Genomic DNA, 12237 nt, shown 5'->3' on the forward strand with positions numbered 1-12237 from the left:
CAAACTCAAGATTTCAATGCTTCGGCTAGTTTCGCGATCTTGCCACGAACTGAGCCATCGATAACCAGGTCGCCGGCGCGGATGACGACACCCCCTATAAGAGAGGCATCCTCCGCAGCATGCAGGCGCACTTCCCGGCCGAGCCGTGCACTGAGAACCTTGGCGAGTTTGTCTTGCTGTTCTTGGTTCAATGCGAAAGCACTGGTGACATCCACATCGACCGATTTTTCCTGCTCGGCCTTGTACAGGTCGAACAGTTCGGCGATCTCCGGCAAGAGCGGGAGGCGGTCGTTTTCAGCAACGACGTGAATGAAATTCTGTGCCTTGGCATCGAACTTTTCGCCACACACTTCAATAAAAGTGGTGGCCTTTTGTGCGCTCGTCAGTCGCGGGGCCTTGAGCATGCGCTGCATGGTGTCGTCTTGCGACACCGCAGCAGCCAGGCCGAGCATGGCTGACCAATTGGCCAGCTGCTGGTGGGCCTGCGCATGCTCGAAGGCCGCCTTCGCGTAAGGTCGGGCCAACGTGGTCAGTTCTGCCATGATCGCCCTCGCTTAAATTTCAGCAGCCAGTTTGTTAACCAGCTCCGCGTGCGCGTTTTGATCGATTGTGGCACCCAGAATCTTCTCTGCGCCATTGACTGCCAGGCTACCCAACTGGGCGCGCAAGGCATCTTTGACACCGTTCAGTTCCTGCTCGATCTCGGCCTGAGCCTGAGCCTTCACACGGTCAGCTTCAACGCGTGCCGTTTCACGGGCTTCGTCGACAATCTGGGTACCGCGTTTCTTGGCTTGCTCAATGATCTCGGCTGCTTGAGCTTTAGCTTCGCGCAGTTGTTGACCCGCTTTTTCTTGGGCCAGCTCCAGGTCGCGAGCTGCTCGGGAAGCAGCGTCCAGTCCATCCGCGATCTTCTTCTGACGTTCGTGCAAAGCCGCGATGACCGGAGGCCACACGAACTTCATGCAGAAAATCACAAAAATGAAGAACGCAACGGACTGGCCAATCAGGGTTGCATTAATGTTCACGCCAACACCTCGCTCGTTCGTTGTCCATCACACCAATCAACTCGAAAATTCGAGTGATCAGCCAGCGAGTTGACCAACGAAGGGGTTCGCAAAGGTGAAGAACAGAGCGATACCAACACCGATCATGGTCACGGCGTCGAGCAGGCCCGCAACGATGAACATTTTAACTTGCAGCATTGGAACCATCTCCGGCTGACGCGCCGCGCCTTCCAGGAACTTGCCGCCCAACAGGCCGAAACCGATTGCAGTACCCAGTGCGCCCAGGCCGATCAACAGTGCAACAGCGATAGCGGTTAGACCAACTACAGTTTCCATCTTTCCTCCCGACTTTTACGTCGTATTGGTTAGGTTTTTTTAATTGAAGCGGTAAAACAAAATCGTTTCTACATCAGCCCTTGCGGGCACCGCCTCGCCAGTGGCGAGACGGTCATCAGACGCGTCCTGAGACGAATCTCAATGGTTATCTTCGTGAGCCATCGACAGGTAGACGATGGTCAGCATCATGAAGATGAACGCTTGCAGGGTGATGATCAGGATGTGGAACACAGCCCACGCCCACTGCAGCACTACACCCAGACCGCTGAGCCACAACAGACCGCTGCCGAACATCACGGCGATCAGAATGAAGACCAGCTCGCCAGCATACATGTTGCCGAACAGACGCAAAGCCAGGGAAATCGGCTTGGCGATCAGCGTCACGAATTCCAGCAGGAAGTTGACCGGGATCAACAGCGCCTGAACGAACAGGTTCTTGCTGCCAAACGGGTGAAGGGTCAGTTCGCCGATGAAACCGCCGATGCCCTTGACCTTGATGCTGTAGAAAATGATCAGTGCGAACACGGACAGGGCCATGCCCAGCGTGGCGTTCGGGTCAGTGGTCGAAACGGCACGGAACGGAATGTGCGAGTCACCCGAGATCATCATCGCCAACTGTGGAATCCAGTCCACCGGTACCAGGTCGACCGCGTTCATCAGGAATACCCAGACGAAAATGGTCAACGCCAGTGGCGCGATGACCGCGCTGCGGCCGTGGAAGCTGTCTTTCACACTACCGTCGACGAACTCGACCAGCACTTCGACGAAGTTCTGCAGTGCGCCAGGCTGGCCGGAAGTTGCCTTCTTGGCCGCCATGCGGAAGATCAGAACGAAAATCAGACCCAACGCAACCGACCAGCCGAGGGTATCGACGTGGAAGGCCCAGAAACCCATTTCCTTGGCTTCCGCTGCGGTGTGGGCAAAGCCCCATTCGCCATTGGGCAGGTGCCCGAATGTAAGGTTCTGCAAGTGGTGCTGGATATAGCCCGAAGCTGTCTGCTCTGCCATGGTTGCCTCAAACGCCCTAAGGTCTCGAAAGTCTTGTTCTCGTAAGCAGGGGAGCGAACCAGTTGACCACCTGGATCAACATGAACACGCCGAATACAGCCAGCGGCGCCAAAGGCTTCACACCTGCGAACGTCAATGCAAAAAGCACTGCCGTGAAAATCAGTTTGCCTGCCTCGCCGGCGTAGAACGACCGAACGATGGCTTGCGCTGCTCTGGCCCCGGAAAACCGGAATGCCTTGTGAGCAAAGTATAAATTGGGTAGCCAGGCTATCAGGCCTCCGCAGAGTCCCGAATATCCTGCAACGACTCCTTGCCACTGCCACAGCACCAATGCGGCCATGAGCAGCACGATCAATTGAGCCAGCAAAAGCGGGAAAACCGCCAGGCGATAGAACGGCAAGCGGTCTGGCATGCGGGATTCCATCGCAACTGCTCCTTTGATGTCGGTCGCCATAATCAATAACTTGGCATAATTTGTGCCGACAAAATGCGCGCAGAGTATAGGGGCGGTTAAGCCCCTATTCAACAGTCGGGTAGTGATTTCCGACTATACGCTACAGAGCAATTGTTTCAGCGGATGTGAGCGAGCACTCCCTGAAGCTCGTCCAGCGAGTTGTAACGGATGACCAATTGCCCTTTGCCCTTCTGACCATGACGAATCTGCACCGCAGAGCCCAGACGCTCGGCCAGACGCTGTTCCAGGCGGCTGATGTCCGGGTCGGTCTTCACCGGCTCGGCAGCCTCTGCCTTGCCGCTCAGCCACTGCCTGACCAGTGCTTCGGTCTGGCGCACGGTAAGCCCGCGTGCGACAACGTGTCGCGCACCTTCGACCTGCCGATCTTCACCCAAGCCGAGCAAGGCACGCGCATGGCCCATTTCCAGGTCACCATGAGACAGCATCGTCTTGATGGCCTCCGGCAAGGCAATCAGGCGTAACAGGTTGGCGACACTGACTCGCGATTTGCCGACGGCATCGGCCACCTGCTGCTGGGTCAGTTGAAACTCCTGCTGCAAGCGCTGCAGCGCCATGGCCTCTTCGATCGGGTTGAGGTCCTCACGCTGGATGTTCTCGATCAGCGCCATCGCAATCGCGGTTTCGTCCGGTACATCGCGGACCATCGCCGGGATCGTCTCGACACCTGCCTGCTGGCTGGCACGCCAGCGACGCTCGCCCGCAATGATCTCGAAGCGGTTGTCACCGATAGGACGCACCACGATCGGCTGCATCACGCCCTGCGACTTGATCGACTGCGCGAGCTCTTCGAGTGCCTGCGGGTCCATGTCACGGCGCGGCTGGTACTTGCCGCGCTGGATCAGGTCCAGCGGCACATGCTGCAACTCACTTGGCGGGGCCTTGACGGCCTGTTCTTCCAGCGAACTGACGGTTGGACTGCTCAGAAGCGCGTCCAACCCACGTCCGAGACCTCGTTTCTTGACGGCCATGGGAATTCCTTAGGTTGGCTGAGCGGTTTTTGCGCCGCGACGTTGACGACGAACCAGTTCGCTTGCCAGGGCCAGATAGGCCAGCGCACCGCGAGACGACTTGTCGTACGCCAGCACGGGCATGCCGAAACTCGGTGCCTCGGCCAGACGGATGTTTCTCGGGATCACGGTGTCGTACAGCTGCTCGCCGAAATGTTCCTTGAGCTGCGCCGAAACGTCGTTGATCAGGCTCAGCCGCGGATCATACATGGTGCGCAGCAGGCCTTCGATTTTCAGCTGCGGGTTGAGCAGTTCAGCAATACGCTTGATGTTATCCACAAGGTCGCTGAGACCTTCGAGTGCAAAGTACTCGCACTGCATGGGGATAATTACGCCGTCTGCGGCGACCAGCGCGTTCAGGGTCAGCATCGACAGCGAAGGTGGGCAGTCGATGAGAATGTAATCGTAATTCTCGCGGATGGGCGCCAGCGCATTGCGCAGACGACTCTCTTTCATCTGCATTTCCAGCAGAACCACTTCGCCCGCCGTCAGATCACGGTTGGCCGGAAGCAGTTGATAACCACCGTGCTCGGAAAACTGCATGGCCTCGCCCAGATCGCATTCGCCGATCAACAGGTCGTAGACGGAGTTTTCCAGGTTGTGTTTATCCACACCGCTGCCCATGGTCGCGTTGCCCTGGGGATCGAGATCGATCAGCAGCACACGGCGCTTGGTCGCGACCAGCGATGCGGCGAGGTTGATGCATGTGGTGGTCTTGCCGACCCCACCTTTCTGGTTCGCTATCGCGAATACCTTAGCCATTCTTGCTTGTGTTCCCAGTCATGCCGTGCGGCGCAGTATCAGCAGATGGCGTTGGCCTTGGCAACCCGGAACGGTCAAGGCGTGTGCGCTATCGAGGTGAAAATCTGAGGGCAATGCTACCAGCTCATCGTCAGGATGCAGCCCTTTCATTGCCAGCCAGCGTGTATTGAAGTCGCCCATGTGACGCGTCCAGCCGGTGAAGTCTTCCAGGCTGCTGAATGCACGGGAGATGATCCCGTCGAAAGGCACTTCGGGCTGATAACTTTCTGCACGGCTGTGGATAACTTCAAGATTATCCAGTTTCAGCTCAAGTTTGACCTGGGTCTGAAACCGGGTTTTCTTGCCATTGCTGTCCAGCAGCGCCACTTTGCGCTCCGGAAACAGGATGGCCATGGGAATGCCGGGCATCCCACCGCCGCTGCCAACGTCGATCCAGCGCGTACCTTCGATGAAGGGCACCACACTGAGACTGTCGAGCAGATGCCTCGATACCATTTCGTCCGGGTTGCGTACCGCAGTCAGGTTGTAGGCCTTGTTCCACTTGATCAACAACGCCAGATACGCCAGCAATTGCTCGTGCTGGGCCGGGCTGAGGTCAATCCCCAATTCCCGGGCACCGGTGGATAACTCTTGGGCGTGTTGCGGGGTGACCATAGAACTCAAGCGCTTTGCTCCAACTGACGGCCCGCGCCGCGTTTTTTCAAATGGATCATCAACAGCGATATCGCTGCAGGCGTGACGCCGGGGATACGCGATGCCTGTCCGAGTGTTTCCGGACGAGTTATCCCCAGCTTGCTTTGGATTTCTTTCGACAGGCCGGAGATCGCGGCGTAATCGATGTCTTCCGGCAGACGGGTGTCTTCACTGGCGCGCAGACGGGCAATTTCGTCCTGCTGGCGATCAATGTAACCGGCGTATTTTGTCTTGATCTCTACCTGCTCGGCGACCTGGGGATCGATGCAGCCCTGGCCAGTGATTGAAATCAGGCTGGCGTAATCGATTTCCGGACGGGTCAGCAGGTTGAGCAAATTGTATTCGTGGGTCAGTGGCGTGCCGAAGTGTGCAGCAATCGCATCGCCCTGCTCGGTACCGGGACGTACCCAGGTACTTTTCAAACGCTGCTCTTCCAGCTCGATGCTTTCACGCTTGGTGCAGAACGCAGCCCAGCGGGCGTCGTCGACCAGGCCCAGTTCGCGGCCTTTTTCGGTGAGTCGCAAATCAGCGTTGTCTTCGCGCAGGATCAAACGGTATTCGGCCCTGGAGGTGAACATCCGGTAAGGCTCTTGCGTACCGAGCGTGATCAGGTCGTCGACCAGAACGCCGATGTACGCTTCATCGCGACGCGGGCACCAGCTGTCTCGACCCTCTGCGCGCAGCGCGGCATTGGTCCCGGCCAGCAAACCCTGGGCACCGGCCTCTTCATAACCGGTCGTGCCGTTGATCTGGCCTGCGAAGAACAGACCGCCGATGACCTTGGTTTCCAAGCTGTATTTCAGATCACGCGGGTCGAAATAGTCATATTCGATGGCGTAACCAGGGCGAACGATGTGTGCATTCTCCATGCCGCGAATCGACCGGACGATCTGCAGTTGCACATCGAATGGCAACGACGTGGAGATACCGTTCGGGTACAGCTCATGCGTGGTCAATCCTTCCGGCTCGATGAAGACCTGATGGCTTTCCTTGTCGGCAAACCGGTGGATCTTGTCTTCGATCGACGGGCAGTAACGCGGACCAATACCTTCGATCACGCCCGAATACATCGGCGAGCGATCGAGGTTGGACGCAATGATTTCGTGAGTCCGCGCGTTGGTGTGCGTAATCCAGCAACTGACCTGCGGCGGATGCTGTTCCTTGTTGCCCAGGAACGACATGACCGGAATCGGTGTGTCACCTGGTTGCTCGGTCATCACCGAAAAATCCACAGAACGTCCGTCAATCCGTGGCGGGGTCCCGGTTTTCAGGCGGCCGACGCGCAGCGGCAGTTCACGCAGTCTTTGCGCCAGTGCGATCGAAGGAGGATCACCTGCCCGACCGCCCGAATAATTTTGCATACCGATGTGGATAAGTCCGCCAAGGAACGTCCCTGTGGTCAACACCACTGAATCGGCAAATATGCGCATACCCATCTGGGTCACGACGCCGCGTACTTGATCCTGTTCAACGATCAGGTCATCGCAGGCTTGCTGAAATATCCACAGATTCGGCTGATTTTCCAGGGTTTCACGAATGGCTGCCTTGTACAGCACGCGATCAGCCTGCGCACGGGTGGCACGTACGGCCGGCCCCTTGCGGCTGTTCAGCACGCGGAACTGGATACCGCCCTTGTCAGTAGCCATGGCCATGGCACCGCCCAAGGCGTCGATTTCCTTAACCAGATGGCTTTTACCGATACCACCGATGGCCGGATTGCAACTCATCTGGCCGAGTGTTTCCACGTTGTGGGTCAGCAACAGGGTTTTGACACCCATGCGTGCCGACGCCAGTGCGGCCTCGGTACCGGCATGACCGCCACCGATGACGATCACTTCAAAACGGGAAGGGAAATCCACCACGCACCTCGTGCCTGTTGTCGATGAGAAATTGGGATAGCTGACAAGTATAGGGACTTACCCCACCTGAATGAAACCCGTTGGACAAAATTTAACCAGCTGTGGAAAAGTCGCGATAAAGAAAATAAAAAGGAAAGAAAGTTTATAAAGCCTTGTTTTTATGTTTATTTTTACTGAGCTACCTTTCTGTGGATAGATCTCTACGAGCCTTTATTTTCAATGTGTACAGAGATTCAAAAGTCTGTGTTCATGTGGGGATGAGGGGTTTGGATAACCGTCCTGAGCCTGTTGATAAGATAGCCAATTGTCCACAGGGGCATTTATCTTCAGGTTTGCACCCTGCTTACCCACCGAGCTAAAGGGCAGTTATTCACAGGGCTTAATCCACAAAAAACCGGCTCTTCATCAAAAATCAGGCACAGAAAATCCTTCCCTCAGGCATTTCTGTTGGTCAGATTCAGGTGTCGAAGCAAAGTTAAAGGAGGAAAAAGCCGAGTATGTGGATAACACTCCAGCTGAACGAGGCGTCTCGTGGTACTTGAAGGCATGACCCAGGCCGGGCCATGCCAGAAGGTTTACTTGCCGATGCAGAAGCTGGAGAAGATTCTGCCAAGCAGGTCGTCGGAACTGAATGCGCCGGTGATCTCGCCAAGCGCTTGCTGTGCCTGACGCAGATCTTCGGCCAGCAGCTCTCCGGCCCCCGCCAGGGTGAGTTGAGCTCTGCCGTGTTCCAGAGAGTCACTGGCATGGCGCAGCGCTTCAAGGTGGCGTCGGCGCGCGCTGAAGCTGCTTTCCGAGGTTTGTTCATAGCCCATGCAGGCCTTGAGATGCTCGCGCAGCAGTTCAAGCCCTTCGCCACCAGACCTGGCGCTCAGGCTGATGGTGACGTGGCCATCTACGCTGGTTTGCAGATCGACGGGGTCTCCACTCAGATCTGCCTTGTTGCGGATCAGCGTGACTTTCGACGGGTCCGGGCGCTGCTCGAGGAATTCCGGCCACAGTGCGAACGGGTCTGCTGCCTCCGGAGCGGTCGCATCCACCACCAGCAGAATCCGGTCAGCTTCGCCGATGGCCTTGAGTGCGCGCTGCACGCCGATCATTTCCACCTGGTCTTGAGTATCCCGCAGCCCCGCTGTGTCGACGACGTGCAAGGGCATTCCGTCTATGTGGATATGTTCACGCAGTACATCGCGGGTTGTGCCGGCGATCTCGGTGACAATTGCCGCCTCCCTGCCCGCCAAAGCATTCAGCAGACTGGATTTGCCCGCATTGGGGCGTCCGGCAATCACTACGGTCATGCCGTCGCGTAACAGGGCACCCTGCCCGGCTTCACGCAACACTGTGGATAACTCGGCACGTACGTCATCGAGCATGTTCAGAACGTGGCCATCGGCAAGGAAGTCGATTTCCTCTTCGGGGAAGTCGATTGCAGCTTCCACATAGATGCGCACGCTGATCAATTTCTCGGTCAAGTTATCCACACGCCGCGAAAAAGCACCCTGCAAAGAGCGCAGTGCATTGCGCGCTGCCTGTGCAGAACTCGCCTCGATCAGGTCGGCAATGGCTTCTGCCTGGGCAAGATCCAGCTTGTCATTGAGAAAGGCGCGCTCACTGAACTCGCCCGGACGAGCCAGTCTGCTGCCCAGTTGCAGGCAGCGCTGCAGCAGCATGTCCAGAACGATGGGACCGCCGTGGCCCTGAAGTTCCAGCACGTCCTCGCCGGTAAACGAGTTGGGTCCCGGAAAATACAGCGCGATCCCTTCATCGAGTACCTGTCCGGCATCATCGACAAAAGGTCCGTAATGGGCAAATCGTGGCTTGAGGGTCCGACCGATAATGGCTTCGGCGGCCCTGCCCGCCAGAGGACCTGACACCCTGACAATACCAACACCGCCCCGCCCCTGGGCTGTGGCGATGGCGGCAATGGTTTCACGAGGAACGTTCATGCTCCGGCTCCCGGACAAATGACGGATAGCAAAACGCCCCACGAGGGGGCGTCTTGTAGAACTTATTCACAGGTTAGATCAGACAGCTGCTTTCTTGGTAGCCGCTTCGATCTTGCGAGTGATGTAAGCCTGCTGAGCGATCGACAGGGTGTTGTTCACAACCCAGTACAGAACCAGACCGGCAGGGAACCACAGGAAGAAGAACGTGAAAATGATCGGCATCATTTTCATGACCTTGGCCTGCATCGGGTCCGGTGGAGTCGGGTTCAAACGCTGCTGGATGAACATGGTCGCGCCCATGATGATCGGCAGGATGAAGAACGGGTCCTTGATCGACAGGTCGGTTATCCACAGGATCCACGGTGCCTGACGCATTTCTACGCTTTCCAGGAGTACCCAGTACAGCGAAAGGAAAACCGGCATTTGTACAAGAATCGGCAAGCATCCACCCAGCGGGTTGATCTTCTCTTTCTTGTACAGCTCCATCATTGCCTGGGACATCTTCTGACGATCATCGCCATGCTGCTCTTTCAGCAATGCAAGCTTCGGAGCCACGGCGCGCATGCGTGCCATCGACTTGTAGCTGGCTGCGGAAAGCGGGAAGAAAAGGCCTTTGATCAGCATGGTCAGGACAATGATCGACCAGCCCCAGTTGCCGAGGATGGCGTGGATATGTTGCAGCAGCCAAAAGATAGGCTGGGCAATGAACCACAGGAAACCATAATCGACGGTCAGCTCCAGACCTGGGGATAACTCTTTGAGTACCGCCTGGCTTTTCGGACCTGCATACAGGGTAGCGCTGGTTTCACCTTGTGCACCGGGTGCAACCGAGAGAGTCGGGCTGGTGAAGCCGATGATGTAGTTGCCCTGGCTATCTTTGCGGGTCTGAACAGCGTTGGTGGCATTGTGATCGGGAATCCACGCAGTCACGAAGTAGTGCTGCAGCCATGCAACCCAACCGCCCTGGACAGTTTCCTTGACCTGGCCCTTGTCGATATCTTTCATCGACACTTTCTTGTATGGCTCGGCCGCAGTCCACAGGGCAGCGCCCAGGTAGGTAGCGGTGCCAGTAGCAGTCGTCGAAGAAGGATCGGAGCTGGCATCGCGCTTCAATTGCGCGAACAGATTACCGGACCAGGGTTGTGCGCTCTGGTTATCCACAACGTAAGTCATGACCAGATCGTACAGACCGCGCTTGAAGGTGAAGCGCTTGATGTAATTGACGCCGTTTTCCGAGAATTTCAGATCCACGACCATCGTGTCCTGGCCATCAGCCAGTTGATAAGTCTTTTGTGTGGAGGTGTAAACCGGACGACCGGCAGCGCGTGCATCCGGACCATTGGTCCCGGTCAGGCCGCTTTGTGCCAGAAAAGTACGCTCGCCGCCGTTGTCGAACAACTGGAACGGAACGTCAGGACGATCCTGACGACGCGGGTACAGAGGCAAACGAAGCTGAACGACGTCGCCACCCACCGGATCGATCGCCAGATCGAGCACATCGGTCTTGACGTGGATAAGGTCTTTGCTGGCTACGGCCGGAGTTTCAAGAGGTGCTGCAGCCGTATTGGCAGTAGCGCTTGCGCTTGGAACATCGGCACTTGCAGAACCATTAGTACCAGCGGCCGTGTCCGGAATACCCGGTGCGGTGCTGCTGGCTGCAACATTCTGGGTCGGCATGGCAGCCTGGCCATAGTCTTGGTTCCATTTCAGAACCCCGACGTAGGTCACGATTGCCAGGGCGACGATCAGGATCGTGCGTTTAATATCCATGATTACTCGGCCATCGAAGAAGAACGGGAGGTGGGGATAGCTGGAACCGGGTCATAACCACCGGGATTCCATGGGTGACAGCGACCAAGACGACGAATTGACAGCCAGCCACCGCGCAAAAGGCCATGATTTTCGATGGCTTCATACGCGTAGCAGGAGCAACTGGGGTAGAAACGACAGTGACTGGCCATCAGCGGGCTAATGGCATAGCGATAGAACTGGATCGGAACGAGTGCCAGTTTACGCATCTGGACTGTCTACCCCTGCAGGTTCGGATTTTTCTTCCGGAATGGGTCGGCTACGCGCCAGACGTTTCCAGAGCTTGCCGAAATGCTGAATCAGTTCAGGGTTTTCTACGTCACCCAAGCCTTTGCGCGCGACGATAACGATATCCCAACCGACCAAACTGTCTTGGTGTTGGCGAAATGATTCGCGCATCAGGCGTTTCAAACGATTGCGCTCGACGGAGAGCTTCACGCTCTTTTTACCTATCACAAGCCCCAGGCGGGGATGATCGAGGTCGTTGTTGCGCGCAAGGAGCAGGAGATTTTTCCCCGGAACCTTGCCGGTAGGGGAGTCAAAGACTGCCTTGAAATGCCGGGGAGTGAGCAAACGCTTTTCCCGACTGAAGTCTCGACTCACCTCCTGTGCCGATTTATCAAACTGCCAGACGCTTACGGCCTTTGGCACGACGACGCGAAAGAACTGCGCGGCCGTTTTTGGTGGCCATGCGTGCACGGAAACCGTGGGTGCGGGCGCGCTTGATAGTGCTGGGTTGGAAAGTACGTTTCATGGCGTGTTACCTGGTTCGTCCACTACGGGCCGGAATGGCCCCCGTTTTAAGAGACCGGGGATTCTAGAGAAAGCAGGCTCGCAGGTCAATTTCCAACCAGCTTTTCTTCATAGGCATCTTTTTATAGCTGGGCGCCCCCTTCCTTTCGTTCACCGCTACGCTAACCCGCTCCGGTTATAGAAATAAAAGGAAGAGAGTATTTAAAGCTTCTTTATAAAGCTTATAACTCTTACGCAGCGCCTTTCTGTGGATAACATCTTACAGCCCTTGTTATTCAATGTGTACAGAGGTCAGAAAGGTTGTCGAGAAGCGGTGCCCTGCCTGTGCCGGACCTTCGGAAAAGCTGTGCATGGAACGCCTTTTTATCCACAGGCGAGTTATGCACAGAGTTTACGCCTGACTTATGCAATGGGCTGAAGATGGGTTATCCACAGAGCTTATGTGTTGACCGTTTGTCGTCTGCTTCATGCATAAATCGTTGATTTATAGCTCTCTGTGACCAACCTACATGTGGATAAGTCGCCTCTGGGTCGTTACAATGGCGGCTGTTTTTGCCTCACCGGCTTTCAACTCAGGGGATATCC

The 12237-nt window shown here is 56.4% G+C and carries 14 protein-coding genes; all 14 read right to left on the reverse strand.

All coding sequences use genetic code 11. The features are described from left to right. Positions 1-5: 5 nt before the first annotated feature. Positions 6-542, reverse strand: coding sequence for a F0F1 ATP synthase subunit delta (locus tag PCPL58_RS28455; RefSeq protein WP_003315956.1), 537 nt, complete (start codon positions 540-542; stop codon positions 6-8). Positions 543-554: 12 nt separating this feature from the next. Beyond that, a complete protein-coding gene (locus PCPL58_RS28460) occupies positions 555-1025 on the reverse strand; it encodes a F0F1 ATP synthase subunit B (RefSeq protein WP_002555986.1) in 471 nt (156 codons plus the stop codon). A 57-nt stretch (positions 1026-1082) separates the two neighbouring features. Next, complete coding sequence (atpE, locus tag PCPL58_RS28465; protein WP_002555987.1) at positions 1083-1340, reverse strand: F0F1 ATP synthase subunit C; 258 nt, start codon at positions 1338-1340, stop codon at positions 1083-1085. A 138-nt stretch (positions 1341-1478) separates the two neighbouring features. Continuing rightward, positions 1479-2348: a F0F1 ATP synthase subunit A gene (atpB, locus tag PCPL58_RS28470; protein WP_003315954.1), complete on the reverse strand. Its 870-nt coding sequence runs from the start codon at positions 2346-2348 to the stop codon at positions 1479-1481. Between the two features lie 16 nt (positions 2349-2364). After that, positions 2365-2772, reverse strand: a complete 408-nt coding sequence (locus tag PCPL58_RS28475) for a F0F1 ATP synthase subunit I (RefSeq protein ID WP_002555989.1) — start codon at positions 2770-2772, stop codon at positions 2365-2367. Positions 2773-2918: 146 nt separating this feature from the next. Beyond that, positions 2919-3791 (reverse strand): ParB/RepB/Spo0J family partition protein, encoded by an 873-nt coding sequence (locus PCPL58_RS28480; protein WP_003315951.1) that lies wholly within the window; start codon positions 3789-3791, stop codon positions 2919-2921. Positions 3792-3800: 9 nt separating this feature from the next. Then, entirely contained in the window at positions 3801-4592 is a 792-nt protein-coding gene (locus PCPL58_RS28485) for a ParA family protein (protein WP_002555991.1), read from the reverse strand. 18 nt (positions 4593-4610) lie between these two features. Beyond that, positions 4611-5255 (reverse strand): 16S rRNA (guanine(527)-N(7))-methyltransferase RsmG, encoded by a 645-nt coding sequence (gene rsmG, locus PCPL58_RS28490; RefSeq protein WP_065350982.1) that lies wholly within the window; start codon positions 5253-5255, stop codon positions 4611-4613. Further along, positions 5252-7144, reverse strand: a complete 1893-nt coding sequence (gene mnmG, locus PCPL58_RS28495) for a tRNA uridine-5-carboxymethylaminomethyl(34) synthesis enzyme MnmG (RefSeq protein WP_065351133.1) — start codon at positions 7142-7144, stop codon at positions 5252-5254. The genes rsmG and mnmG overlap by 4 nt, the downstream gene beginning before the upstream one ends. Before the next feature lie 575 nt (positions 7145-7719). Next, complete coding sequence (gene mnmE / locus PCPL58_RS28500; RefSeq protein WP_065350983.1) at positions 7720-9090, reverse strand: tRNA uridine-5-carboxymethylaminomethyl(34) synthesis GTPase MnmE; 1371 nt, start codon at positions 9088-9090, stop codon at positions 7720-7722. Positions 9091-9168: 78 nt separating this feature from the next. After that, entirely contained in the window at positions 9169-10860 is a 1692-nt protein-coding gene (yidC, locus tag PCPL58_RS28505) for a membrane protein insertase YidC (RefSeq protein WP_003367838.1), read from the reverse strand. Positions 10861-10862: 2 nt separating this feature from the next. After that, on the reverse strand, positions 10863-11108 hold the full coding sequence (gene yidD / locus PCPL58_RS28510) for a membrane protein insertion efficiency factor YidD (protein ID WP_003367836.1): 246 nt from the start codon (positions 11106-11108) through the stop codon (positions 10863-10865). Further along, positions 11101-11502, reverse strand: coding sequence for a ribonuclease P protein component (gene rnpA, locus PCPL58_RS28515; RefSeq protein WP_002551314.1), 402 nt, complete (start codon positions 11500-11502; stop codon positions 11101-11103). The genes yidD and rnpA overlap by 8 nt, the downstream gene beginning before the upstream one ends. 16 nt (positions 11503-11518) lie before the next feature. Continuing rightward, positions 11519-11653 (reverse strand): 50S ribosomal protein L34, encoded by a 135-nt coding sequence (gene rpmH, locus PCPL58_RS28520; RefSeq protein ID WP_002551315.1) that lies wholly within the window; start codon positions 11651-11653, stop codon positions 11519-11521. Positions 11654-12237: the final 584 nt, after the last annotated feature.

Source organism: Pseudomonas cerasi (assembly GCF_900074915.1).
Lineage (GTDB): Bacteria > Pseudomonadota > Gammaproteobacteria > Pseudomonadales > Pseudomonadaceae > Aquipseudomonas > Aquipseudomonas cerasi.